This is a genomic window from Candidatus Nitrotoga arctica (assembly GCF_918378365.1).
GTDB lineage: Bacteria > Pseudomonadota > Gammaproteobacteria > Burkholderiales > Gallionellaceae > Nitrotoga > Nitrotoga arctica.
In genome coordinates, this window is sequence record NZ_OU912926.1 from 366586 (window position 1) to 392755 (window position 26170).

The 26170-nt window shown below is 48.3% G+C and carries 30 protein-coding genes; 23 read left to right on the top strand and 7 right to left on the bottom strand.

Annotation, left to right across the window (positions count from 1 at the left end):
• Nucleotides 1-14: 14 nt before the first annotated feature.
• Genes MKZ32_RS01685 through purM form a run of 3 tightly spaced genes read right to left on the bottom strand, consistent with a single transcriptional unit; the run spans nt 15 to nt 2473 of the window.
• On the bottom strand, nt 15-743 hold the full coding sequence (locus MKZ32_RS01685) for a DUF3108 domain-containing protein (RefSeq protein ID WP_239795686.1): 729 nt from the start codon (nt 741-743) through the stop codon (nt 15-17).
• Nucleotides 736-1419: a phosphoribosylglycinamide formyltransferase gene (gene purN, locus MKZ32_RS01690; protein WP_239795687.1), complete on the bottom strand. Its 684-nt coding sequence runs from the start codon at nt 1417-1419 to the stop codon at nt 736-738. Before purN ends, MKZ32_RS01685 begins: the two co-directional genes overlap by 8 nt.
• Nucleotides 1394-2473 (bottom strand): phosphoribosylformylglycinamidine cyclo-ligase, encoded by a 1080-nt coding sequence (purM, locus tag MKZ32_RS01695; RefSeq protein WP_239795688.1) that lies wholly within the window; start codon nt 2471-2473, stop codon nt 1394-1396. The genes purN and purM overlap by 26 nt, the downstream gene beginning before the upstream one ends.
• A 169-nt stretch (nt 2474-2642) precedes the next feature.
• Between purM and hda the strand changes: the two genes are divergently transcribed.
• The 23 genes from hda (at nt 2643) to clpB (ending at nt 22572) form a co-directional block, all read left to right on the top strand.
• Complete coding sequence (gene hda / locus MKZ32_RS01700; RefSeq protein ID WP_239795689.1) at nt 2643-3311, top strand: DnaA regulatory inactivator Hda; 669 nt, start codon at nt 2643-2645, stop codon at nt 3309-3311.
• Nucleotides 3308-3970, top strand: coding sequence for a histidinol-phosphatase (locus tag MKZ32_RS01705; protein WP_239795690.1), 663 nt, complete (start codon nt 3308-3310; stop codon nt 3968-3970). Before hda ends, MKZ32_RS01705 begins: the two co-directional genes overlap by 4 nt.
• Nucleotides 3971-4209: 239 nt before the next feature.
• Nucleotides 4210-5175, top strand: a complete 966-nt coding sequence (locus MKZ32_RS01710) for a FecCD family ABC transporter permease (protein ID WP_239795691.1) — start codon at nt 4210-4212, stop codon at nt 5173-5175.
• Nucleotides 5175-5957 carry an ABC transporter ATP-binding protein gene (locus MKZ32_RS01715; RefSeq protein WP_239795692.1) on the top strand — a complete coding sequence of 261 codons (783 nt, stop codon included), beginning with the start codon at nt 5175-5177 and terminating at the stop codon, nt 5955-5957. Before MKZ32_RS01710 ends, MKZ32_RS01715 begins: the two co-directional genes overlap by 1 nt.
• A 57-nt stretch (nt 5958-6014) precedes the next feature.
• The gene (pcnB, locus tag MKZ32_RS01720; protein ID WP_239795693.1) at nt 6015-7355 is read left to right on the top strand and encodes a polynucleotide adenylyltransferase PcnB; all 1341 of its coding nucleotides are present in this window, start codon (nt 6015-6017) and stop codon (nt 7353-7355) included.
• Between the two features lie 106 nt (nt 7356-7461).
• Nucleotides 7462-7959, top strand: a complete 498-nt coding sequence (folK, locus tag MKZ32_RS01725; RefSeq protein ID WP_239795694.1) for a 2-amino-4-hydroxy-6-hydroxymethyldihydropteridine diphosphokinase — start codon at nt 7462-7464, stop codon at nt 7957-7959.
• Nucleotides 7949-8590: a deoxynucleoside kinase gene (locus MKZ32_RS01730; RefSeq protein WP_239795695.1), complete on the top strand. Its 642-nt coding sequence runs from the start codon at nt 7949-7951 to the stop codon at nt 8588-8590. Before folK ends, MKZ32_RS01730 begins: the two co-directional genes overlap by 11 nt.
• On the top strand, nt 8590-9381 hold the full coding sequence (gene panB, locus MKZ32_RS01735) for a 3-methyl-2-oxobutanoate hydroxymethyltransferase (protein ID WP_239798073.1): 792 nt from the start codon (nt 8590-8592) through the stop codon (nt 9379-9381). Before MKZ32_RS01730 ends, panB begins: the two co-directional genes overlap by 1 nt.
• A 28-nt stretch (nt 9382-9409) precedes the next feature.
• Nucleotides 9410-10246, top strand: coding sequence for a pantoate--beta-alanine ligase (gene panC / locus MKZ32_RS01740; protein ID WP_239795696.1), 837 nt, complete (start codon nt 9410-9412; stop codon nt 10244-10246).
• A 119-nt stretch (nt 10247-10365) separates the two neighbouring features.
• Complete coding sequence (gene panD / locus MKZ32_RS01745; protein ID WP_239795697.1) at nt 10366-10746, top strand: aspartate 1-decarboxylase; 381 nt, start codon at nt 10366-10368, stop codon at nt 10744-10746.
• Nucleotides 10747-11046: 300 nt separating this feature from the next.
• Entirely contained in the window at nt 11047-11802 is a 756-nt protein-coding gene (locus tag MKZ32_RS01750; protein WP_239795698.1) for a dihydrodipicolinate reductase C-terminal domain-containing protein, read from the top strand.
• 151 nt (nt 11803-11953) lie between these two features.
• Nucleotides 11954-12850, top strand: coding sequence for a mechanosensitive ion channel family protein (locus MKZ32_RS01755; RefSeq protein WP_239795699.1), 897 nt, complete (start codon nt 11954-11956; stop codon nt 12848-12850).
• Nucleotides 12851-13172: 322 nt separating this feature from the next.
• Complete coding sequence (locus MKZ32_RS01760) at nt 13173-13487, top strand: ElaB/YgaM/YqjD family protein (protein ID WP_173053588.1); 315 nt, start codon at nt 13173-13175, stop codon at nt 13485-13487.
• 86 nt (nt 13488-13573) lie between these two features.
• A complete protein-coding gene (locus MKZ32_RS01765; RefSeq protein WP_239795700.1) occupies nt 13574-14389 on the top strand; it encodes a M48 family metallopeptidase in 816 nt (271 codons plus the stop codon).
• A 164-nt stretch (nt 14390-14553) separates the two neighbouring features.
• Entirely contained in the window at nt 14554-15129 is a 576-nt protein-coding gene (locus tag MKZ32_RS01770) for a BON domain-containing protein (RefSeq protein ID WP_239795701.1), read from the top strand.
• 41 nt (nt 15130-15170) lie between these two features.
• Nucleotides 15171-15371, top strand: coding sequence for a CsbD family protein (locus MKZ32_RS01775; protein ID WP_239795702.1), 201 nt, complete (start codon nt 15171-15173; stop codon nt 15369-15371).
• Nucleotides 15372-15446: 75 nt separating this feature from the next.
• Nucleotides 15447-15869 carry a hypothetical protein gene (locus MKZ32_RS01780; RefSeq protein WP_239795703.1) on the top strand — a complete coding sequence of 141 codons (423 nt, stop codon included), beginning with the start codon at nt 15447-15449 and terminating at the stop codon, nt 15867-15869.
• A gap of 201 nt (nt 15870-16070) precedes the next feature.
• A complete protein-coding gene (locus MKZ32_RS01785; protein ID WP_320412255.1) occupies nt 16071-16286 on the top strand; it encodes a glycine zipper 2TM domain-containing protein in 216 nt (71 codons plus the stop codon).
• A gap of 93 nt (nt 16287-16379) precedes the next feature.
• Complete coding sequence (locus MKZ32_RS01790) at nt 16380-16577, top strand: hypothetical protein (protein WP_239795704.1); 198 nt, start codon at nt 16380-16382, stop codon at nt 16575-16577.
• Nucleotides 16578-16711: 134 nt separating this feature from the next.
• Nucleotides 16712-17194, top strand: coding sequence for an outer membrane lipoprotein (locus MKZ32_RS01795; RefSeq protein WP_239795705.1), 483 nt, complete (start codon nt 16712-16714; stop codon nt 17192-17194).
• Between the two features lie 366 nt (nt 17195-17560).
• Nucleotides 17561-18295 (top strand): OmpA family protein, encoded by a 735-nt coding sequence (locus MKZ32_RS01800; RefSeq protein WP_239795706.1) that lies wholly within the window; start codon nt 17561-17563, stop codon nt 18293-18295.
• Between the two features lie 485 nt (nt 18296-18780).
• Nucleotides 18781-19719: a GGDEF domain-containing response regulator gene (locus MKZ32_RS01805; RefSeq protein ID WP_239795707.1), complete on the top strand. Its 939-nt coding sequence runs from the start codon at nt 18781-18783 to the stop codon at nt 19717-19719.
• Between the two features lie 273 nt (nt 19720-19992).
• Nucleotides 19993-22572 (top strand): ATP-dependent chaperone ClpB, encoded by a 2580-nt coding sequence (gene clpB, locus MKZ32_RS01810; RefSeq protein ID WP_239795708.1) that lies wholly within the window; start codon nt 19993-19995, stop codon nt 22570-22572.
• A 135-nt stretch (nt 22573-22707) separates the two neighbouring features.
• Here the strand turns inward: clpB and MKZ32_RS01815 are convergent, their stop codons facing one another.
• From MKZ32_RS01815 to MKZ32_RS01830, 4 genes are all read right to left on the bottom strand, one after another.
• The gene (locus tag MKZ32_RS01815) at nt 22708-24150 is read right to left on the bottom strand and encodes a DUF4139 domain-containing protein (RefSeq protein WP_239795709.1); all 1443 of its coding nucleotides are present in this window, start codon (nt 24148-24150) and stop codon (nt 22708-22710) included.
• Between the two features lie 385 nt (nt 24151-24535).
• Entirely contained in the window at nt 24536-25000 is a 465-nt protein-coding gene (bfr, locus tag MKZ32_RS01820) for a bacterioferritin (RefSeq protein ID WP_239795710.1), read from the bottom strand.
• Between the two features lie 136 nt (nt 25001-25136).
• On the bottom strand, nt 25137-25592 hold the full coding sequence (locus MKZ32_RS01825; protein ID WP_239795711.1) for a hypothetical protein: 456 nt from the start codon (nt 25590-25592) through the stop codon (nt 25137-25139).
• Nucleotides 25593-25636: 44 nt separating this feature from the next.
• Nucleotides 25637-26170 (bottom strand): PAN domain-containing protein, encoded by a 534-nt coding sequence (locus MKZ32_RS01830; protein ID WP_239795712.1) that lies wholly within the window; start codon nt 26168-26170, stop codon nt 25637-25639.

Sequence of the window (26170 nt, forward strand, 5' to 3'; positions counted from 1 at the left end):
GCCCAGAATAATTGCTACTCAAAATTTATTTGGGTCAATACCTGCATAAATTTGTCACCGCCGGACTCGGTGATGATCATTTTGTAAGGAAAATTACCATGTTCTGTTGCCAACCAGATTTCAGTTTGATTCTCACCGTCTTGCGGCGGGCTGGCTACGTACAATGCCTTAAATGTACCAAGCGGAATCGTCATATTTTGGTCGGGCGTAATGCGATAACTGTATTCATCCACCTTGCTGCCGTTAGTCATGTTGAAGTTGAGCTCGGTGGCATTTTGTAGGGGCGCGAACATGAACTGGTACATCGCGCTTAATCGGTCTTGAGTGCCAGCTGGTAGCGGCAGCGTGCGTTTCCCGGCGCGGTCAGTCAGCGTAATGTGTTTGGTCTTCCAGTCAAAGTCGGCGCGCGTATTTCGCTCGGTATCGAGTTTGCGTTCCTGAATATAAGTGAGTGGCCGTAAGCCCTTGGATGTCAGGGTACCTTCGCTGGTGACGCGGATGACTTCTGCTTTGAACATGGCGAGCAAGCCGATTGCTTTGGTTACGCTCTCAATATGGTAGCCGCCCTGCGTGCGCGTATAGGTTTCTGAAATGGTCGCGACTTTAATATTGCCTTTGAGTACATCGTAATGGGCATCAACAGTGGTGAACTGCACCGGCGAGGCGGGCGTAGCAGCGAATAGTGCTTGCGGGGCAATGCTAACAAGTAATAGCAAGCCAGCTAGATAAATAATGTTACGCATTAGCGTATTCCATTCTTGGAGAGATTAGTGTGCAATCGGGCTGTTCCAGACGTTTCATTCGCACTTTGCCATCCGCACTCAGGCTGATGTCGTCGTTGCAAAACCAGCGGATGGCTTGCGGAAAAATGCGATGTTCTTGATGTAATACGCGTGCTGCCAGGGTTGCCGGGGTATCGTCCATGAGTACCGGTACTGCGGCCTGGATGATGATGGGGCCGTGATCGACGTCGCTGGTAACGAAATGCACGGTGCAGCCGTGGATCTTCACGCCGTCCTGAAGCGCGCGTGCATGAGTATTCAGGCCACTATATGCGGGCAACAGCGAGGGGTGGATGTTAATAAGCTTGTTTTGATAGCGTGCCACGAATTGAGGGGTGAGAATGCGCATGAAGCCGGCAAGTACGATAAGGTCGGGCTGGTAGCTGTCTATGCAGATGGCTAGCTCGGAGTCGAAAGATTCGCGGTCTGGATGATTGCGATGCGCCACGACCCTCGTTGTAATTCCATGCTGTTTAGCAATTTCCAATCCTGGGGCATCGACTCGGTTGCTGATGACCGCCGCTACCCGGCAGGGCAGGTCGGCTTCCAGCAGCGCGCGCATGTTACTGCCGTGGCCGGAAATCAGAATAACGATGGACTTTGTCGTTACGTTAACAGATTCGGGTTTGTGCTTCATCGCCTATCCGCGCTTCAATTGTGCCTATGCGCCATACAGTTTCTCCAGCGGCGACCAGCTGAGTAATTGCATCTGCGGCATCATTCTGATCCACGATAACCACCATGCCGATGCCGCAGTTGAAGGTGCGGTACATTTCTTGTTGAGCTACGTTGCCCTGTTCGCGGAGCCATTCGAACAGCTTGGGCGTGTGCCAGGCGAGTCCGTCAATCACGGCGGTGACGTTGGAAGGCAACACACGCGGTACATTTTCAAGCAGACCACCGCCAGTGATGTGCGCCATACCTTTTATTTGAAGGGTTTGCATCAGCGCCAGCAATGGTTTCACATAGATGCGCGTGGGCGCCATAATGCAATCTGCCAGCGTGCGCTCACTATCAAATTTAGCATTGAGGTCAGGTTGGCTGCGCTCGATGATTTTACGTACCAGCGAGTAACCGTTGGAGTGAGCGCCGTTGGAGGCGAGTCCCAGCACTATGTCGCCAGGCCGAATGTCAGTGCCGGTGATGATGTTGGCTTTTTCCACTACACCCACAGCGAAACCGGCGAGGTCATATTCGCCCACCGGATACATGCCTGGCATTTCAGCGGTCTCGCCGCCGATGAGCGCGCAACCAGCCAGCTCGCATCCTGCCGCTATGCCCTTGATGACTTCGGTAGCAGCATCCACATCCAGCTTGCCACAGGCGAAATAATCAAGGAAAAACAGCGGCTCTGCGCCCTGCACCAGAATGTCGTTGACGCTCATCCCAACCAGGTCGATGCCAACTGTATCGTGACGATTCAATTCGAATGCCAATTTCAATTTGGTACCCACGCCATCGGTGCCAGACACCAGCACCGGCTCGCGGTATTTTTTAGAAATTTCGACTAATCCGCCAAAGCCGCCTATGCCACTCAGAACTTCCGGGCGCATCGTACGTTTGGCGAATGGTTTAATGTTTTCCACCAGACGGTCACCTGCGGCTATATCTACGCCGGCGTCGCGGTAGGAAAGGGTATCAGGTAAGCTCAAGTTGAGTTCTCGCTTTCTTCGGGATACAGTGCAGGCCATTTTGTTAGCGATATTTTAACCCAAATGACCATTCCCCGCTTCGCTGTACTGCAAAGGGGTGCGCTTGCGTGCTGCTGAACATTTCCCGTGCTGGCAGCATTGTTGGTTGTATTGAGCTATGCCCAAGGCATGGTAGCTATCCATATCTGTGTATCGTGATTCATTTTTTATGACGCAATTATTATTAAACATCACTCCAGACTGGTTGCCTACGCTCAATAATTTTGTACCGGGTCGCAATGTTGAGTTGCTCTCGGCATTGCAACACGCATTGGCAGGAACCTCAAATGAACGGTGTTTCTACCTATGGGGAGAGGTGGGCTGTGGTAAGAGCCATCTTATGCAAGCAGCGGTGGTGCAGGCACGCTCATTGGGACAGTCGGCAGTCTTTGCTCATGGCGCTGTGCCAGATTTGGTTCCAGTGATTGCAGTGGATGATGTTGAGGCGCTAGATGATGCTGCGCAGATTGCGCTGTTCACCCTTTATAATAGGGTGCGCGAAAGCGGCGGCATGTTACTGGTTAGCGGTGGATCTGCGCCGACCCATTTAAGCTTGCGCGATGACCTGCGCACCCGGTTGGGGTGGGGGTTAATATACCAGGTGCATGCGCTGAATGATGCAGAAAAGGCGCAAGCATTGGAGCAGCATGGACAAGCGCGCGGCTTCATCCTGCCGCGCGACGTGACGCAATACCTGTTGCGTCACGGACGGCGTGATATGCCTGCGCTGCTCGGGCTGATGGATGCACTGGATGCGCAGTGCTTGCGCTTACAGCGTGCGCCCTCGGTACCATTGCTGAAAGAAGTGATGCAAACTTTTAACGTGGAGTCTGTGTGAACCTTGCGCTATTTGATTTAGACAATACCTTGCTGAATGGTGACAGTGATTTCGAGTGGGCTCAATTTCTCATCGAACAGGGCGTGCTCGATCGCGAGCTATTTGAGGCGAAGAACTTGGCTTTTTATGAGCAATACAAAGCGGGTACGCTGGATATTTATGAGTTCCTCGATTTCCAGTTGAAACCCTTGTCGCGTCATGCGCGCAAGGTGTTAAATGGCTGGCGTGATGACTTCATGCAGTACAAGGTGCGCGGCATGATGTCTGTGCCTGCGCAAGAGCTGGTAGCACGGCACCGCGCGGCGCAGGACGTGTGCATCATCATTACTGCCACTAACAGTTTTGTAACATCGCCGATTGCGCGCGAATTCGGCGTGGAACATCTGATTGCCACTGAGCCGGAAGAAAAGGACGGTGAATTTACTGGGGGTGTATCTGGCGTGCCGTGTTTCCGCGAAGGCAAGATTACCCGGTTGGAAAGCTGGTTGGCGCAACGAGGATGGGGGTGGAATAGTTTTGCCGATAGTTTTTTTTACAGCGATTCTTTGAACGACCTGCCATTGCTGGCGAAAGTAAACAATCCAATAGCGGTCGATCCGGATGCAACATTGCGCAAACATGCAGAACAGCATGGCTGGCGTATTTTGACTTTCCGTTGAGGGCTGGTGCAATATGGCAGACTATAATCAGTACGTTGTGTTCTGTTCTGGCAACGCATTACCTGAATTGATGGGAATGCAATGAAACTATGCAATAAAGACGCGAATGAAAGATGCTGCAAGGCATTGAGCAAAAATAATTTATGAGCGTATGACTGAAGGGTTAACTGATCAATAATTCCTAAAAAAGCGCACGTTAAACCGTGCGTTTTTTATTGATCGCTGATGTCAAATAAATAATGTCCCCACGAGCCCTTTTTTCCCTGCTGCTATGCACAGTCCCGCTGAGTCTAGGCTTTGGCCTGATGAACGGCTCATTGCCACTTGCACCGATTGAGGTGTGGTACGCTTTGCTGGGCAATAACGAGGATACTGCAACAGAGGTGTTATGGCAGTTGCGCTTGCCGCGTGTACTGGCGGCATTTGTCTGTGGCGGGCTGCTGGCTTTGTCCGGTGTGCTGTTGCAGGCACTGCTGCGCAATCCGCTGGCAGATCCTTATATCCTCGGCATTTCCGGCGGCGCGGCGGTGGGTGCGCTGGCCGCTATGTTGCTTGGCGCGGGCTTGGCTACCACGCAGTTATCATCGTTTATGGGTGCATTGCTGGCTATAGTCGCGGTATTTGGTTTGGGCTTTCGACACGGCGAACGAAATATCTACCGCCTGCTACTTACCGGCGTGGTGCTTTCTGCCGGTTGCGGCGCGCTGATCAGCCTGCTGCTGACGTTAGCGCAGGGTGAGCAGGTGAAGGGCATGTTGTTCTGGCTGATGGGAGATTTGTCGCATTCGCAAGGTTTGCCATTTGCCTGGTTTGTGTTGCTGGCAGTGGGATTGTGCGCGATGGTGTTGTCCGGTGGGCTGGATGTGCTGGCGGGCGGTCTGGACAAGGCGGCGGCACTGGGGGTAGCGGTTGGTCGCTGGCAAGCGGGATTGTATTTCGCTGCTGCTATGCTTACTGTGACAGCGCTGCAACTCGGCGGTAGCATTGGTTTCGTCGGTTTGATGATACCGCATGCCATTCGCCTCCTCGGTGTCAGCGCACACCGCTGGCTCATCCCCTTGTCGATATTATTGGGCGGCAGCTTTTTGGTGCTGGCCGATACTTTGGCACGCATGTTGTGGTCGCCGCTGCAATTGCCAGTGGGTATATTCACTGCACTGCTGGGCGTGCCAGTATTGCTGTGGTTATTGAGTCGGCGGAGCTGATGCAAGCATTTAATAATCTGGTTTTGGAGGTACGTAAACTCACAGTAGCAATAGGCGGCAAGATGATATGCCGCGAACTTGATATGATGATTCGTCCCGGTGAGTGTTGGGGCGTGTTAGGGCAGAACGGGGTGGGAAAGACCACCTTGCTCCGAACGTTGGCCGGTTTGCATAAGCCACAGTCTGGCATGGTGAGTTGGAATGGTGTGGCACTGGCTACTCATACTCGGCGCAACCTCGCGCAGCATCTTGGGGTGTTGCTGCAAAATGAAGGCGGTGAATTCTGGGGTAGTGTGCAGGAATATGTATTGTTGGGCCGTTTTCCCCATCGCGCCTCGCTGTTCGGTTATAACGTACAGGATGAAGCACTGGCACAGCAGGCTTTGGTGCAGATGGAGTTAGAAGGGCTGGCACAACGACCATACAATACATTGTCAGGCGGTGAACAGCAGCGTGCCGCAATTGCCCAGGCGCTGGCGCAGCAAGCACAGTGTTATTTGCTGGATGAACCATTACAGCATCTTGACTTGCGCCATCAGGCACAGACGATGCAAGTGTTCAACCGGTTGAAGGAGCAAGGGTGTGCGCTTATGATGGTGCTGCATGACACGCTGTGGGCGCAACGCTGCTGCGATCATGTACTGATGCAGTTTGCTGATGGTCATGTGCTGCATGGTACAGCGCAAGAGTTGCTGACGCGCGCGCACTTGGAGGCGTTGTATCAGTGCCCGTTACGCGAGCTGTCTGTGGAGGGAGAGCGCTGGTTTGTAGCGGGTGTATAATCCACGCTTCTAATTATGTCGCGGTTTGTTGCGGCATTTCTGTCACAGTAGAAAGCAATGATAAAAAAGCTGTTCAAGCGCATATTCGGAAAATCTGTCCGCACCCGGATAGAAGGGAAATGTCACATCATCCCCTTTGATGTACATGGTGTTAGCCGCGATGGCATTAGCCCAGCTGCGCGCAGGGTGACGGATGGTTTACAGGCGGCGGGCTACGCGGCTTTCGTCGTAGGCGGTGCGGTGCGCGATTTATTACTCAGCCGTCATCCCAAAGATTTCGATATTGCAACTGACGCCACGCCGGAAGAAGTGCGCCGCGTGTTCCGTCGTTCGCGTATCATCGGGCGGCGCTTCCGTTTGGTGCATGTATTGTTCGGCGAGGAAACAGTGGAGACCTCCACTTTCCGCCGCAAGATAGAGAGTGAAGAGGCAGAAACTGATGAACATGGTCGGTTGCTGCGTGACAATGAGTTTGGCGATCAGGAGCAGGACGCGGCGCGACGCGATTTTACCGCCAACGCGCTATTTTATGATCCGTCCAGTCAGGAAATCTACGATTATCACAATGGCTATGCCGACATCTGCGCCAATACCTTGCGCATGATCGGTGATCCAGCTGTGCGTTACCGCGAAGATCCCGTGCGCATGCTACGCGCGGTGCGCTTGTCGGCCAAGCTGGGCATGAAGCTTGAGGCTGCTACTGCCGCACCCATTGCAAAAATGAAAGATCTGCTTGGTAACGTGCCACAGGCACGCTTGCTGGATGAGATGCTTAAGCTGCTGCTATCGGGCCATGCATTGGAGTGCGTCAAGAAACTACGCTCTATGGATTTACACCATGGAATGTTGCCCATGCTGGATGTGATATTGAAACAGCCTTTGGGCGAAAAGTTCGTCATGTTAGCATTGCAGAATACCGATCAGCGTATTCGTGATGAAAAATCTGTATCGCCTGCTTTCCTGTTTGCCGCGCTACTGTGGCACGATGTGCTGTCTGCCTGGAAAATGCATCAAGATGCAGGCGAACGTCCAGTCGCCGCGCTACATGCAGCGATGGACGAGGTACTTGACAGGCAGCAGGCGCAGATCGCCATCCCCCGCCGTTATGATGCGATCATGAAGGATTTGTGGTTATTACAACCTCGTTTCGGGCAACGCGGTGGGCAGCGGCCATTTCGCTTGTTGTCTCAGCCACACTTTCGCGCCGCTTATGATTTTTTGCTACTGCGTTGTGAAAGTGGCGAGGTAGATTCGCAACTGGGTTTGTGGTGGGACGAGTTTCAGGATGCCACGGACGAGCGCCGCGCCGAAATGCTATTGCCTGACGAAGGGGTCAAGAAACGCCGTCGTCGCAAGAAATCGGGCATGACGGTACAAGCGGAACTGTCTACTGAATGATGAGTATCAAGAAAGCCTTCATTTTGCCTGCCGACTTTCGTTAAAAGACGATAGGTATCGCTTCGTTGCACACATCCTGCTGAAATCGCATAAGGCATATTTAAGAATGAATTCCAAGCATACGGCTTTCATTGGCTTGGGCAGTAACTTGGACGACCCGTGCGAACAGTTATTACACGCTTTGCGGGCATTAGCCAGTTTGCCACATATCCGAGTATTGGCGAGCTCTTCGTTCTACCGCAGTGCGCCAATAGGTTATTTCGAACAGCCGGATTTCATTAATGCGGTAGCGCAATTGGAAACGACTTTGAGTCCTCGCGCCCTGCTGGATGCGCTACTTGGACTGGAACGCGAGTGTGGCCGCACGCGGGAATTTCGTAACGCACCGCGAACACTGGATTTGGATGTGCTGTTATATGATGATTTGCGTCACCATGAGCACAGCCTGACCATTCCTCATCCGCAGATGCACCTGCGTGCATTTGTGTTGCGCCCTTTACTGGAAATCGCACCGGATTGTGTTATTCCCGGTGTGGGTGCGGTGGCGGAAGCGTTACTAGGTTGTCAGCAACAGCAATTGGAGCGGATAGTAGATGTTGTTTGATAGGTACCGTTACGTAGTGGTCGAGGGACCAATCGGGGTGGGCAAGACCAGCCTGGCGCGCCGTCTTGCCGAACATTATGAGGCGACTGCGCTGCTGGAAAAACCAGAAGAAAATCCTTTTTTGGCACGATTTTATGAAAATCCTGCACGTCATGCGTTGTCTACTCAATTGTTCTTCTTGTTTCAACGTATTAACGAGGTACGTGATTTGGCGCAAATGGATTTATTCCGCGCCAGTACCGTGGCGGATTATTTGTTCGACAAGGATGTGCTGTTTGCTCGCTTGAATCTTAGCGACGATGAATTTGCGCTTTACCAGAACATTTATCACAACTTGGCACCGCAAGTGCCTGCACCGGACTTGGTAATCTACCTGCAAGCCTCGCCGGAAGCTTTGGTTGAGCGCGTGCACAAACGTGCCACACCTTACGAGCGCCAAATTGCTGATTCCTACCTGACGCGTCTGGCGCAAGCTTATAGCGATTTCTTTTATCATTACGACACGGCGCCAGTGTTTATCGTGAACAGTGAGAATTTGAATTTTGTGGATAGCGACGAGGATTTCGCTTTTCTGTTACAGCGTATCGAAGGGATGCGCGGGCAGCGTGAATTCTTTAGTAGAGGAGCATGATGCGAACGACATTAACGTCATTGCAGGCATTACGTGACCAAGGTGAAAAAATCGCTGTATTGACCTGTTACGACGCCAGCTTTGCGGCGTTGCTTGAAGCAGGTGGCGTGAACGCGCTGTTGGTGGGCGATTCGCTCGGCATGGTATTGCAAGGGCATGAAACTACCCTGCCGGTGACCTTGGACGAGATGGTTTACCACACAGCTTGCGTAGCACGTGGGTCGCAACAGGCATTCATAATCACCGATATGCCGTTCGGCACCTTTCAGGTCAGCCCGGAAAAAACATTTGAAAATGCCGCGCACCTGATGGCAGCGGGCGCGCAGATGATCAAACTCGAAGGTGGTAGGGCGATGGCCGAGACTATTTCCTTCCTTACCGGGCGTGGCATTCCAGTATGTGCCCATATTGGGCTTACACCGCAGTCGGTGCACCAGATTGGTGGTTATCGAGTGCAGGGTAAGAATGACGCTGACGCTCAGCGTCTGTTGCAAGATGCGGTAATCGTCGAGCAGGCTGGAGCTGGACTGATTGTGTTGGAAGCCATGCCAGCGCTGCTGGCCGCAGAAATTACCGCCAATGTTTCTATTCCCACCATAGGCATAGGCGCGGGTGCGGCATGTTCAGGCCAAGTGCTGGTGTTGCACGACATGCTGGATATTTACCCAGGCAAAAAAGCACGCTTTGTGAAAAATTATATGCAGGGTGCACAAGGCATTGCCGACGGGGTGATGCGTTTTGTAATTGAGGTAAAATCCGGCGCTTTTCCCGGTGTGGAACATAGCTTCTGAAGAGGAAATAATTTTTTAAGGGACATTGATGCTAGTGATTCACACCATTGCCGAACTACACGTGCATTTGCGAGGTGTAACGGGCATCGTCCTGGTGCCGACTATGGGCAATCTGCACCAGGGGCACCTTGATCTGGTGCGGATCGCGCGCCAGTATGGCCAATTTGTGGTGGTAAGCATATTTGTCAATCCGCTACAGTTTGGCATGAACGAGGATTATTCCAAATATCCGCGAACACTGGAGCAGGATTGTAAAATGCTGGAACAGTGCGGGGCGGATGTGGTCTTTGCGCCGAGCGAGCGTGACTTATATCCGCAGCCGCAGCAAGTAACAGTAGAGCTACCACCCATCGCCAATGAGTTATGCGGTGCTTTCCGCCCCGGTCATTTTCGTGGCGCGGCGACGGTGGTACTAAAGCTGTTCAATATTGTGCAGCCGCGCATCGCGGTATTCGGCAAGAAAGATTATCAACAGTTGTATTTAATGCGCCAAATGACGGCACAATTGAATCTGCCAGTAGAAATTATCGGCAGCGAAACTGTACGTGCATCGGACGGCCTGGCGCTGAGTTCGCGCAACCAGTACTTGAACGTTGCGGAGCGAACTGAAGCGGTTTTTCTATACCAAAATCTTGTTGGGATTCGCCTGGCCATTATGGATGGCGCAACGGATTTCTTTAAGTTGGAACGGCAAGCGATGGAAGTGCTTAGCGCGCGTGGTTGGCGGGTCGACTATGTGGCGATACGCAGTCAGTCCAACTTGGCTGAACCCACCGCGTGCGAGTGTAATCTGGTCATATTGGCCGCGGCTTGGCTGGGAAAGACTCGACTTATAGATAATCTGGAGGTCTTGAGAGATAGGTGATTCGGATGCCGTTATAAATTAAAGAACTTTCTTGGTGATACAGTACTGGGGCGAAATTTGGATTTATAGAGGCGTCCTTATATAATGCCTGCCCTTGTTCTCCCGTAGGGGGTAACGCAATGCAAAGAACTATGCTCAAAGCCAAATTGCATCGAGTGCATGTGACGCATTCGGAATTGCATTATGAAGGCTCGTGTGCGATCGATGAGGATTTATTGGATGCCGCTGATATCCGTGAATACCAGCAGATCGATATTTATAACGTCACCAATGGTGAGCGTTTCACCACCTATGCCATCCGTGCACAACGCGGCTCCGGCGTTATCTCAGTGAATGGTGCTGCGGCGCATAAGGCCAACCCAGGCGACATTCTAATTATCGCCACTTACGCAATGTATACCGAATTGGAGTTGCAGAAATTTCATCCCCAATTGGTGTATGTTGATGAGCGCAATCGTATTATTGCCGAACGTGATGAAATTTCAATACAGGCAGCGTAACTAATTCTCCGTCTGGTCTTGTGTCTTCTCAGCCCCTTGGCTATTGCCAAGCCTATCTTTATATTGAGCTTTAATTAGCCGGGGCGTCGTACTTCCAATACGACCCGGAACATTGGAAAAAACGATACAAGATAACCAAAGATGTCCGCTTAAAGTACTCAAGTTAAACTGCGCTGCTGAGCTAACGATAACTTTTGTTGCTGTGAATTGAACCCCGCATTGTCATCTTATGTCCAATTAGAATTCAGGTGTATTCCGTTACCAAGTAAAGGATTAACAAGAAATCTTAAGAGGGTTGTTTTGAATCAAAAAATTCGTGTCGGTCTCATAGGCTACGGTAAGGCAGGCAAAGCCGTAGCCACTATCATAAGTGAAGCTCTGGGTTTTGATCTGTGTTGGATTGTTCGTCGTTCTATTGGTACGGAGATTCTATTGCAACTAAACTCCACAATTCCTATCCATGGGATTGAAGAAATCTCATTCGAGTCATTGCTTGACCAGCATCCTGTTGATGCATTGGTCGATTTTTCGTCCAGTGAAGCTGTACATCTTTATGGGGAGGTCATTCGGAACCGGCGCATTATGCTGGTCACTGCGATATCGGCTTATTCAGAAAGTGAATTAAATTATGTGCGTAGTTTGGGACAAAATATTCGCGTAATGTGTTCTCCTAACATCACCCTTGGCATTAATTTTCTTATTGTAGCGGCCAACCTCTTGCGTAAGATTGCGCCTTTCGCTGACGTAGAAATTCTTGAGCAGCATTTCAAAGAGAAACCCGAAATTTCAGGTACGGCGCGCAAGATCGCGGAAAAATTATGTATTGACGATGGACATATCACTTCGCTAAGGTTAGGTGGGATTGTCGGCCATCATGAAGTGATTTTCGGTTTCCCTCACCAGACTGTTCGCCTTGTTCATTCATCCATTAGACGTGAGGCATTTGGCACAGGTGCGGTCTTCGCACTATCCCAGTTGATAACTTGCGATATCGGCTTTTACACTTTTGACGATCTGCTGCTTCGCTTGATTCGTGCAGAATTGGTGGGCGAGTGACACTTGATAAATTTAATCTCGAGTACAGCGATCAATAAAAAGCGCGGGTTGACAATATGTTTAATTATTTTCAGCATACTAATTAAAAGTTTGTCTCTAGACGAATTATCTGGCACGGCGCAGCTGAATAATTTCAGTAAAGACTGAGAGCATGAATATTTTTGACTTTGCCTACTTGCGCGACGCCCCGCCTAATGCAGTCACACTGATCCACGTAGTCGTAATTCTTCTGTTTGCTTGGCTATTATTTAGGATAAGTCGTAAGTTGATTCACACATTGCGTGCCCATATGGGGGGGCGAGCTGCTACGGCTGAAAATATTCGTCGTATTGATACTTTGGCACATGTATCTCGTTATGTGATTAGCTCATTGATTACTCTGATTGCCAGTATGATGATCTTGAGTGAATTGGGCGTGTCCATCGCTCCTATTCTTGGTGCCGCTGGCGTGGCCGGTATTGCTGTTGGTTTTGGCGCGCAAAGTCTGATCAAAGATTACTTTAACGGTTTTTTCATTCTGCTGGAAAATCAGATCCACGAAGGTGATGTTGTCGAAGTAAGCAGTAAGACTGGTGTAGTTGAAAAGGTTACCCTTCGCTATATTCTTCTGCGCGACTTTGAGGGTAGCGTACATTTTATCCCAAATGGACTGATTACCACTGTTACCAACAAATCACGAGGCTACGCATATGCGGTAATTGATGTGAAAATTGCTTACCGAGAAAGCATTGATGAAGCCTTCGACGTCATGCGGAAAGTAGGCTCGGAAATGCGAGCGTCGGCGGACTATGCAGCCAAGATGGTTGAGGACATTGATATTGCCGGTGTTCAGGATTGGGCGGATTCCGCGGTAGTGTTACGTTGCCGTTTTAAAGTAATTCCGCTGGAACAGTGGGGGGTACGTCGCGAATTTTTGCGTCGATTGAAGGAGGCGTTTGATGCTCGAGGCATAGAGATTCCTTATCCGCATGTCACAATTTATGTCGGTCAGGACAAGAGCGGTATCCCTTCAGCGTTAAGGGTACTCAAAACTAAGAAAGACTCCTAGCAGTCTGTTGGGCTTCTGGCTGTATTTTAATAATACTGGTGAGCGCCGCTCATTGAATCCCTGCTTTTCATGGGAAAGCCCGTGTCATAGATGATCCAGTAACGGCTGCTATCACACCCCGAGCGCTGGCAGACCCAACCTAGAAGGAGGTTTTATTGGACCGATATGGATGAAATCCCATTTTTTAAAGTTATCTTATGTTCGCTATCGAACCGACTGTGCTTAATATTAGTAATAGACTGAAAATGGTTTCTGAAATTTGGAAAGTTATTAACCCGGAATTTATTTAAGTATCTAATTTATAACTAAAATGGAGTTTGTTATGACACAATTTATTAGCCAAAATTTAAAAAATGATTTACTTAAAGATTTCAATGCTGTTGTGAACGAAGGTGAGCAATTATTGAAGTCTGTTGTCGATGAAGGTGGTGATAAAGCCAATGCTTTACGCGCGAAGATGGAATCAAATTTAAAGGCAGCCAAAGATAGGCTACGCCACATTGAAGAAACTGCGATTGAAACTACCAAGACAGCAGTTCGGGCCACTGACAATTATGTTCATGAAAATCCTTGGCGTGCTATAGGGGTAGCTGTAGGAATTGGAGCAGTGATTGGGTTGCTTCTGAATCGTCGTTAATTTTTCTGATTTTTATATCGAACGGTACGGTAGCTCTTCGTGATACAAAATATTGTGATAGGTAAGCAAGAGTCGTAAAGGAAAGTATGTTTAATAATAGGATTTATTCGGCAATATTTATCAGTCTTTCATTAGTTGCGCTCGACGGATGTAAAACCACTACAAGTGGCGGTGCAGTCGGTGCACAGCGCTCTCAGCTCATGCTTGTTTCTTCACAGCAATTAGAGCAAGTTGCCGAACAAAGCTATACCAAGTTGAAGGCAGAAGCAGTACAAAAAGGAACACTGAATCAAGATCGCGCGATGTTGGAACGACTGCTTACGATTACCAACCGCATCAAACCGCATACCGCAACATTTCGTCCTGATGCGCCAAGTTGGAAATGGGAAGCCAATATAATTAGCGATAAACAGCTTAATGCATTCTGTATGCCTGGAGGAAAAATTATTTTTTATTCAGGACTAATCAATGAATTAAAGTTAACCGATGATGAAATCGCAGTTGTGTTGGGGCATGAGGTTGCTCATGCCTTGCGTGAGCATTCTCGTGAACAGGTCTCTCAAGCAATTGCTGCCAATACCACAATTAATGTTGGCGCCGCATTGTTAGGTTTAAGTGGGGGTATAGCTGATCTGGCTGGCGCTGGTTATCAGGCACTAATCGCAACCAGATTCAGTCGTACTGACGAGACTGAGGCTGATCATATTGGTCTGGAACTAAGTGCACGAGCAGGTTACGACCCACGCGCAGGAGTTACATTGTGGCAGAAAATGATGAAGGCCAACGGCGGCCAGCGTCCGCCTGAGTTTCTGAGTAGCCATCCGGCTGACTCAACTCGCATTCAACACATTGAAAAATTGCTGCCAACCGTCATGCCCCTTTACGAAGCTGCACGTAGATAACCTAATAATCTTCTGGGTGTCGGCAAATATGTTCGCTAGCGCACTGAATAGATTTTGGAAGTATGAAAGAATCCGCAAAAGGCTGTGAGAGTTTGATGGTATGGGTTTATCGTATCTCCATCGATTCATATTCTGCTTCTAGTTAAATTTATTGGAGAAAAAGTATGAATACTTACCATAGATTGGTTGTTCTGATTGTATCGGTTACCGGCGTTCTGTCTTTCACCGGTTGCGGTAAAACTCAAGAGGATGGAGGTAAGTCTGCCGCAAATACTACGGTAGGAACAGAGATTGACGACAGTATTATTACTGCTAAAGTGAAATCCAAGTTGTTGGCTGATTCAGATTTTAAAGGTTTTGATTTAAAAGTAGAGACGCGTAAGGGAGATGTTCAGTTAAGTGGCTTTGTAGATACTCAAGCTCAAATTGATCATGCAATGATGATCACGCGTTCTGTAGAAGGTGTTAAGAATGTAGACAATAGAGTGAGCTTAAAAAAAGATAGTGGCACGACCATGGGCGTCAAAGTTGATGACAGTATTGTAACTTCTAAAGTTAAATCTTCGTTGCTCGCTGATCCCGACATTAAAAGCTTCGACATCGCAGTGATAACAAATAATGGCGAAGTTCAGCTTAGTGGTTTTGTCGACAATCAGACTCAAATTGAGCGCGCAACTGATGTCGCACGCAGAACTGAGGGTGTGCATAATGTTATTAATGAATTGCGCGTCAAAAAATAAAATTATATTAATTAATCCATCAATATTAAAAAGGATAAAAGATGAACTGGGATCAAATTGAAGGCAACTGGAAACAATTAAAGGGTCAGGTTAAGGAGCAATGGGGAAAGCTTACAGATGATCATCTTGACGTTATAGCGGGCAAACGTAATCAGCTAGCAGGCAAGATTCAGGAAACTTACGGTGTCACTAAAGAAAAAGCGGAAGAGGAAATTTCTGAATGGGAAAAAAATCAGAAATAAGTTTGTGGTTTGAGTGACGCGTTAAAACGAAATGTATTTCTACTTTTTTTCATTCAATAAACTAAAGGAAAACTCATGAACAAATTCAAGATTAGCATGATAACAATTGGTCTCGCCATTACCTTCAGCGCGATCGCAGAAGAATCGATGACCAAAGAGGCATATAAATCCGAAAAGGGACGTATTGAGCTTGAATACAAATCTGACAAGGATAAATGCAAATCTTTGGTCGATAATGCTAAGGATATATGCAAAGCTGAAGCCAAAGGCAAAGAGGAGGTTGCAGAGGCCGAATTAAGCGCCAAATACAAACCATCAAAGAAATCTAGTTACAAGGCGCACATAGCCAAAGCAAAAGCAGATTATAAAATAGCCAAGGAAAAATGCGATGATCTAACTGGCAACCCAAAAGATGTTTGCCAAAAGGAAGCTAAAGCTGCAATGACTGCTGCAAAAGCTGATGCCAAGGCGCAAATGGAGACTTCGGAATCAAAGTGACGGCTGGTAATAAAATGCCGTAGTGCGTACTGATGTTGCGGCTGAAAAGCGTGACGCTGATCGCAGTGACTAAAAAATGCGATGCTTGAACAGAGGAAGCCAATAGTAAATGTTCGGCTGAAGCCCAAGCTCATACGGGTACAAAGGCAGCTTTAGTGTGGTAACCACGATTAATTTTCTATAACTAAAAAAGGAACTAACATGAAAACGATACATAAAGTTGCAGTAAACACATTAATCGCAGCCATGATTCTTGGCTTAGGTGGATGCTCCGGCATGTCAACGCAGGGTAAAAGTACCGCTATCGGTGCTGGGGCAGGTGCACTTGGCGGTGCGGTGCTTACAGGAGGCAGTACTGCTGGAACGCTTGGTGGTGCTGCAGTTGGCGGGGTTATCGGTCACGAGATCAGCAAGTAGAACATATATGACCAACTCGATGTATCTATAACTAACTGAATGTGATGATGCATCGTTTATGAGATATACAATTTATTCAGGGAGTTTAAATAAATGATGAAATTAAAAACACACATCGCTGCGGCATTAGCAGTAAGCGCTTTAATGTTGGCGTTATTGGGGTGTCAGAAACACGAAGGTCCGGCCGAGAGTGCTGGCAAGGACATTGACAAGGCAGCTCAGAAAACCGGAGAGAAAATTGAAAAGGCCGGAGATAAAATTCAAGACACCGTTAACGGTGACAAAAAATAATAGCGTGAATTTTCTATATATATGTCGGTTGCATGCGCTCTTTTTTTGCTGAGATTCTGTGAATGGCTTGGCTTTTGCTGAAGTTTATAATTTTTTTTAAAATCCGGCTATGCTGGCTTATTTAGGAGTGCTAAATGAAATCGATGCAAATTATTTTAGTAGGAGCTATGACGGCTGCGACGTTATTAGGAGGCTGTGCCAACAGTAGTAATCCTGCCGCGTCGAACAATACATCTTCATTGCCATCTACGTCCTCATCTTCATCATCCAATTTTATTGGCTATGGTGTGGTTGAAGATATAGAGACCATTAAGGTTTCCGAGGATGGTAAAAATATTGCCGGAACCTTAATCGGTGGAACAGTGGGTGGTCTATTGGGACATCAAGTTGGTAGCGGAAAAGGCCAGACCGCAGCTACAGTTGCTGGTGTAGTCGGAGGTGCTGTTGCCGGTCACGAAATTGAAAAGCGTTCACAAGTCGCAAGCCGAGAGGAGTATCGTATCCGTGTTCGATTGAGTAACGGTACTACTCACGCTGTCACTCAAAGCAGTATTAGTGATATAAAAATTGGTGATCGAGTGCGCGTGGATAATGATCGCGTATCACGTGCTGATTGATGATGCGTATGCGGTTTCCATAATGACTAATGAGTCAAATAACTCAGCAGGGTACATTTTGTATATATAGTTAAATGACAACAAAGGGAGAAGATGTCATTACTATAAACTGTAGGTTTCCATGGTTATCTATTGCTGTTAGTTATCGGCTTTATATGGGTTTCTGCCATAAGGAGTATTCTAAAGGCATTCTGGATTTCCCTCTATATAGGCCAGATGATAAAAGGCGCCGCAATTTTTGATTGTGCGTCTTTTTTTATTATTAAATATTTTGCTGTACGTTATGAAAACTCACATAGATTTAGCGTTAAATAATTAAAATATTAACGTAGAGGAATAGTCCTAAACTTAGAAAGAGTGAGCCTTATGAGGAAACCATTAACAAATAAAAAAAACGGACTATCGGTGTCAATTGCTTTAATACTGGGAATTGTCACCGCGTCGGTTAATGCACAAACAACACGCAACGAAAAGGAACATATTGAAGTAGATATTCATGACTCGAGTGGCAAAATAGTGAGGAGTGGAGCTGGAGAATGTTGGCACACGCATTTTGGTCAGGCAGAACAGGGTGAATGTAATTCAACGCCGATAGCGAAGACCGCAGCGCCTGCTTTAATGGATAAGACTACTTCAATTGATAAGCCCACTCTAATTACTCCACCAATTCAAATTGAGGAACCGGTTGCGGTGCGCGAATTGCCAATTGTTTCAACTAAGAAACTAACATTGGATGCAAGCGAATTTTTCGATTTTGGTGAACCGATATTGCGGCCATCAGCTCGGGCTGAGCTGGATGATTTTGTCGAAAAGCTTAAAGATATCAATCCCCAAACAATCACGGTTACCGGTCATGCAGATCGAATTGGTAGCGCTCATTACAACCAGATCCTTTCCGAGCAGCGAGCAGCTACAGTGAAGGCTTACCTTGTTAGAAAGGGTGTCTCGCCCGATATAGTGCTTGCCGAAGGAAAGGGTGATACGCAGCCGATTACAAAAAAAGACCAATGTCCAAGCGACAAAGCCCCCCAAACTATCGAATGTTTACAACCTGATCGCCGTGTTGAGGTTGAAATGACTGGTACCAAGACAGGGCCGTAGTTTCATGAGTTGTAGTGGGCAAATTCAAGAGCCAACCACAACAGTGAATGTTTAGTCACCACAAGCCGCCAACTACGGAACAACTCGGGAATCCCTTGTTTATTTTCTCGAACGTTTGCCGATAACCAACACCACAGACAGTTCATATTGGAATATGCTGTGAATTGGGGCAGGCGGTAGCCTCAGCGTTACTATAAAAATAGTAAAAGTTTTTTATATGCGTGTTAACGCACGGACGAGCCTTTGGAAGGAAGTGATGATTCGATCGACAATTGAAGAGCGCTCATATATTCATTGCAGGCGGGCAATTACTTTCTCCCAGTTTACAAGCAACCCTATAATATCTGCGTGGGGAATTCTGCAACTGTCAATTTCGACGCGAAATCTTGCCTGTCGGAGATTGTGAGGTGATTTGCAATTCCATAGAGTATCTTGCTTTTAAAGGTGCCGAGTTGCCCAGATTTAACTGAAGTAAGGTGACATCGATGGTTAGCCGATCTGATATTCTTAATGCTAACGTCCTGATTGTTGACGATCAGGACGTTAACATTCGCTTGCTCGAGCACATGTTGAGTGGTGCGGGCTATGTTTCTGTGACATCCACGACGAATCCTTTTGATGTGTGCGAGCTATACCGCAAAAATCGTTATGATCTGGTCTTGCTTGATTTGCAAATGCCCAGAATGGACGGATTTCAAGTAATGGAAAGTCTTAAGGAAATTGAATTGGATAACTATCTTCCGGTGCTTGTGATTACTGCCCAGCCGACACTAGAGTTGCGCGCGTTGCAAGCGGGTGCGAAGGATTTCATCAGCAAACCTTTTAATGTGGCCGAGACGTTGGCAAGAGTTCATAATTTGCTGGAAGTACGTCTGTTACATAAGAAAGTGCATAATCATGCCAAGGTACAGGAATCTCGAGCCTTGCATGATTCGCTGACTGGGCTAGCCAACAGGCAACTGTTGGCGGATAGGATTTCGCAGGCCATCACCCACGCGCAAAGAAACAAGAATGCGATGGCGTTGTTATATGTAGACTTGGATGGGTTTAAACAGATCAATGACACCTTTGGCCACGACGGTGGAGATCTTGTACTAAAACTGGTCGCATCACGCTTGGTGGCTGCGGTGCGCCAAGAGGACACCGTAGCGCGTTTAGGTGGAGACGAATTCGTGATTGTTATGTGGCAAATTAGCAGTGCTGTCGGTGCGTCCATCGCCGCGGAAAAAATGATCCAAATACTGTCACAACCTTATAGCATTCATGGTCAGACCGTCAATATGACCGCTAGCATAGGAGTCAGTATTTATTCTGTGCATGGCCGCGATGCGGAGGCTCTTTCGAAGAGTGCAGATCTGGCGCTATATGATGCCAAGCACGCAGGTAGGAATAACTATCGAATTTCAAACCGCATAGACTTGTAAAGAGCACCTCTAAAAATTCACTACCAACAAAGACACCTATCTACACAAGTTGGCTCTCATCCATAAATACCCTAATTTTCAGCACTGCCCGCTGAGTATTGATTAGTCGCTATCAGTCGAGCTTCTTTTCGTTATAGACAGACGAACGTGCCCGTGCGGTCGATTCGCGCTTGCTTGAGTTTGTATTAATTGGATCGGATATAGCTTTGGGTTACTTGAAATTTATGCCATCTGCCCCATTTATCAATTCATAATTTTTATTAAGGAGCCATTATGCGATTCGACAAATTTACAACTAAACTGCAACAGGCGCTGTCTGATGCCCAGAGTTTAGCTGTGGGTAATGACAATCAATTCATTGAGCCGCCGCATTTACTGCTGGCCTTGCTCAACGATGCCGATAGTGGCGCGGCCTCACTGCTTGCACGCGCAGGTGGTAATGTCGTTCCTTTAAAAGAGGCGTTGACGCAAAGTGTGGCGCGTCTGACCAAGGTAGAAGGACACGGCGGCGAGGTGCAGGTCGGACGTGATCTCGTTAATTTGTTTAATCTCACCGACAAGCAAGCGCAAAATCGTGGCGACCAATTTATTGCCTCGGAAATGTTTTTGTTAGCACTAACCGAAGACAAGGGTGAATGCGGGCGTCTATTAAAGCAGCACGGTGTCGTCCGTGCAGCGTTGGAACAAGCGATCAACGCGGTACGTGGTGGACAAAACGTGGGTAGCCAGGAAGCTGAGGGTCAGCGCGAGTCGCTAAAAAAATACACTGTGGACCTTACCGAGCGTGCCCGTCAAGGCAAACTGGATCCGGTGATCGGACGTGACGATGAGATCCGTCGCGCTATTCAAGTTCTGCAACGCCGCACCAAAAATAACCCGGTTTTGATTGGTGAACCGGGCGTCGGTAAGACCGCTATCGTGGAGGGTTTAGCGCAGCGTATTGTCAACGAAGAAGTACCGGAATCTCTGAAGGGCAAGCGTGTGTTGTCGCTTGATATGGCGGCGCTACTGGCCGGTGCGAAATATCGCGGCGAATTCGAAGAACGCCTGAAATCTGTGCTGAAGGAAATAGCCATGGAGGAAGGACGCATCATCGTATTTATTGACGAGCTGCATACCATGGTCGGCGCGGGCAAGGCTGAAGGTGCAATGGATGCGGGCAACATGTTGAAGCCAGCACTGGCACGTGGCGAGTTACATTGCATCGGCGCCACTACGCTGGATGAATACCGCAAATACATCGAGAAAGATGGTGCGCTAGAGCGTCGTTTCCAAAAGGTGCTAGTTGATGAGCCTTCAGTGGAAGCTACCATCGCGATCCTGCGCGGTTTGCAGGAAAAATATGAGTTGCACCACGGTGTAGAGATTACTGATCCGGCTATCGTGGCAGCGGCAGAATTGTCGCACCGCTATATAACTGATCGTTTTTTGCCGGACAAGGCAATTGATCTGATCGACGAAGCTGCCGCGCGTATCAAGATGGAAATTGACTCAAAACCGGAAGTGATGGACAAACTTGACCGGCGCCTGATTCAGTTGAAAATTGAACGCGAAGCAGTAAAGAAGGAAAAGGATGAGGCATCGAAAAAACGTATGCAGCTTATCGAAGACGAGATTGAAAAGCTGTCGCGAGAATATGCCGACCTGGAAGAAATATGGAAAGCGGAGAAAGGTTCCGCTCATGGCACGGCACAAGTAAAGGAAGAAATCGAACGCGTACGTGCCGAAATTACCCGGTTGCAACGCGAAGGAAAATTGGACAAAGTAGCCGAGTTGCAATATGGCAAACTCCCGCAACTCGAAGCGAAATTAAAAGAGGCGAATCAGGCAGAGGCAGCCAAGCCTCAGAATCGCCTGCTGCGCACGCACGTTGGTGCGGAGGAAATTGCAGAAGTAGTAAGTCGTGCCACCGGCATTCCCGTTTCCAAGATGATGCAGGGCGAGCGTGACAAACTGTTGCAGATGGAAACCAAGTTGCACGAACGCGTGGTCGGACAGGACGAGGCCGTACGCTTGGTGTCGGACGCAATCCGTCGTTCGCGTTCTGGGCTGGGGGATCCTAACCGTCCCTACGGATCCTTTCTGTTTCTAGGACCCACTGGAGTGGGTAAAACCGAATTATGTAAGGCGTTGGCCGGGTTTTTGTTCGATTCGGAAGATCACCTCATCCGCATCGACATGAGTGAGTATATGGAAAAACATTCCGTGTCGCGCCTGATCGGTGCGCCGCCAGGCTATGTGGGCTACGAAGAAGGCGGCGGACTTACCGAGGCCGTACGGCGCAAACCGTATTCCGTCATATTGTTGGACGAAGTGGAGAAAGCGCACCCCGATGTGTTCAACGTACTTCTGCAAGTTCTGGATGATGGCCGAATGACCGACGGACAGGGGCGTACCGTAGATTTCAAGAACACAGTGGTTGTAATGACCTCGAACCTTGGCAGTCAAATGATCCAACAGCTATCAGGCGACGATTACCAGGTCATCAAACTGGCGGTGATGGGCGAGGTAAAGAATTATTTCCGTCCTGAATTCATCAACCGCATTGACGAAGTGGTGGTGTTCCATGCACTGGATGAAAAGAATATCAAGGCTATCGCGCGTATCCAGCTGGGCTATTTGGAAAACCGCTTAGCTGCGATGGATATGAAACTTGAAATTACCGATGCCGCCCTGACGGAAATCGCCACCGCCGGATTCGATCCTATGTATGGCGCCCGTCCCCTTAAACGTGCCATACAGTCGCAACTGGAGAATCCACTCGCCAAACAGCTTCTGGAAGGCCGCTTCGCCGCTAAAGACACCATCAAAATTCATTGCTTGGGTGGGATAATGAGGTTTGATAAAGGCTAAGATCATATAAAAATGCCGTTGAATTGAACGGAGTTCAATCTGATCTGACAATACACTTGTAACAGTGAGCGTTACCAAGTTTGATATGGGTGTCGAATCCGTAATTAAACTTAAAAAAGGTAACGCTTTACAATATCAATATTTGACGCGCACCCGGTAAGTCAACGTGGACTTGCCGTCAGCGGGTACCGTCACTTTCCATTCTGCGATGCCGGATGTGGCCTTGGTGTGAGGTTGAGATTCGGATATCATCGTCCAGTCACCAGGCATGGGCTCTCGTACCACCACTGTGACTGACTCGTTCTTGGCATTCTTCAATACAATCTCGTAGGCACTTTCGAAGATGTTACTAGAACGCCCCGTTCCGGCCAGTTTCTGAAAATCCGTCTGCTTCTTGTCGGCTGTTACATCAAATGCATCTCCCAATTTCAGGCGAATAAACTCATTCTTAGGTGTGTGATTAATTTGATCTTCACCTACAAATTGGGCATTGCGCTGAGCATCTTTTTTGTAAACTCGAATTACCCCCTTGGGTAGCGGAATCCCTAAGCCCTCGCCCTTGTTTTGAAATTCTACAAAGACACCCACTTTAAGCTTCTGACCGATGTCTCCGTACTGTCCCGAGTAATAATAATTCGCGCCCACCAACAAAAACTCTTTATTTATTGGCACGCTGGATGCAGACATCAGCGCTACCTGCTTGGTCTGGTTTTCCATTAATGTCGTAGTGCGTTGCAGCGTATAGAGATGATATTCAAACAGTGATTCTTGTTTCATTTCCTCCGCATCTGCCATTTTCGGCGCCATAGCCATCATATTGCGCGAAATGACTTGTGGTTGACGCACCCGGTTCAGATCACCGGCAACCAGTTGCAGCTTGGCATTCGGATACGCTGCCCCACTTTGATTGGTCAGCGTGACCCAGCCGTTGAGATCCAGGCGGTCATCGCGTTCATTTAATTCAGCCACATAATCGGCGCGCCATGATAGTCCAGCAGTTAAATAGGAAAGTTCAAGATTTTGTTCGCCCGCAACAGGGTTAATGAGTGAAACAACCAAAGTAGGTTTGTCGCGTAAATTCTCCGGAACGCCGGAGAACGCCAGGCGACCAGGGACGCCGGTCTCTATCCGGTCGGCAAATTTGAGTACGGTACCCCCATTGGTTGCAAGCACTGTGGCTGTTTCCCTGATTTCCGTACCGGTGGCTGGGTTGGTTTGAATTACTGTCACTTCTTTGTTGAGATATTTTTCCAGCAGTTTTTGCGGCGTCAACAGATCAAAGTCGAAATTTTGCTCCTGCAAGCGGAATCCGCCGGGATTGGTAAGATTGCGCAATAGTGCCGTCTCGGGCCGCATTTGAGCGGAGACTTCGCGCCAGGCCAGTTTATTGAAATCACGATCCAGTTTTACCCTGCGCGCGTCTTTAATTAAAGCCAGGTTGTCGTTGTAAATCGTAACAGCCACTTCCTTTTGATCTGACACCGTTGTGACTTTCTCCTCCCGAGGAGCAGCAGCTCCATTTAGAGATGTTAATAGGGAACTCGCTACAATCATGTTTGCAATTGATACCCTAGGCATTTAACTTCTCCTTTATAGTCCGCAAATTAAAATTTGAAGTACATCACTTTACGGTGGCTTGATATAGCGTATTTTTTCAAAGAATTTTCCAAACAGTGTTCTGCGTACCTTAATGTTGAGGTGATTTACCACTCACAAATTGATACATCGATACTTGGTATCTTTACTCATAAGTCGTAAATAGCCCGACATTTAGAGTGTGCGGAAGGAAAATCGAGTGAGGTGATTGCCCCGCGATGGAGGGAGCCAACCACACTCCACAAATGGCTGAATCGCACGATTGATAGGCGGAGGTCTCTGCGCAAGCTCAAAGCCAAGAAAGCTCCTGGAGAACCCCCTTGCTGGCGTACGCAGGCTCGAAATTAAATCTCCCACTCAGAACGATCTACATCTGGCTTTGTAGCCAATTCTGGATGCCGACTTTTTGCATCACGTCCAACTGGGTTTCCAGCCAATCAATGTGTTGTTCGGTGTCTTCCAGAATTTTTTTAAAGATTTCACGAGAAACATAATCGTTAGCACCTTCGCAAGCGGTCATCCCGGCGACCAGATTTTCGCGTGCGGCCAATTCTAGCTTGAGATCACAGGCCACACACTCCTCGGCTTTCTCGCCGATCATCAGCTTACCGAGTTCCTGTAAATTAGGCAGACCTTCCAGAAACAAAACGCGCTCTATCAGCAGATCAGCATGCTTCATTTCCTCAATGGATTCATCATACTCGTGCTTACCCAGACTATTGAAACCCCAGTTCTTGTACATGCGTGCATGAAGAAAATACTGGTTAACGGCAGTCAGCTCGTGTTTCAGTTGGCGATTGAGAAACTGAATGATGTCTTTATTGCCTTTCATGATGATCTCCTTAGGTGATGGTCTCAACCAGATGGCTGAGTTAATGTGAAATTATTTGTATGCTTTATATTTTTCCTTGAACAGTCAAAATATACGGTAGCTGGTGCTCCAGCAGGAGTCGAACAGCACCGGATATTTATTTCGATTCTAAAACCGTATTTTCAATAGTCGCGATCCAGATTTCGATTCCGTACCCTTCTATGCGCTGATCGATTCGTTTGCCGACAATCTCGACCTCATCGCCAACATATGGCCTAAGGGTTCCAACGTCAAGACCAGCCACGTACACGTTCAATTTATCTGCACCAACAACCAGCCTGAATGACATGTCGCGGGTATTCGGCCCCTCTCGAACATGGGCCAGTTGAAACACACCGGTAAGAACTTCCTCTGGTTCCGGCCTTTCCCGATAGAAGGACTTTTCGGCAAAAATTTGCAGGGGCTTCAACTTCCCATCTTGTGGTATGGCTTTTTTGTCAGACTGCCTGGGAGCCACCGGCACCACCTCCGATGTAGGTCGCCGGTCGCCCGTCTTGCCAAGCTCGCTCGTATTTGCGAACGGTTTACAGCCGATTCCCAGAGACGCTGCCAAAATGGCTATAACAAAAGAAAGTAGGTGGATTATTAAGCGCTGAGTTAATCAATACGAACCGATCTTGGCCGGAACTTCACGCCGGAGATCGTGTTTCGGTCACTCACCGGAGGAGGAACGCCAGCCTTCAACCAACAGCGGCCACGTGGCTCCTGGATTCCCCGCCGCACATAAGTCCAAGCCGCACACATTTGATCGTTCATGCATGCAGTCTCGCAGGGCTGCCATGAGTCGATCCAGAAATTGTTATAGTCTGATCCTGGACGATTGGTATTATCTTCTGCCTTCAGATCACGCTTTGAAATGTGTTCGCCTGAGCCGGAGTTGCAGCAATTGTCCTTAACCAGGGTGGGAACTCTGTCCTTGAGCCAGCAATGTCCACTTGGCCCCTGGATTCCCGGCTTGACCCAAGTCCAAGCCTGACATCGAGGATCGCCCCCACATGAATTTCTACAGACAAATGCCGAATGTGCGTTGAAATTAGCATAATCGGAACCAGGCAAGTTGAATCCATCGACAGCGTGCGCTGATATGGAAAACACCAGCATCGTGGCTACAACAAGAAGGTAAGCTCGCAT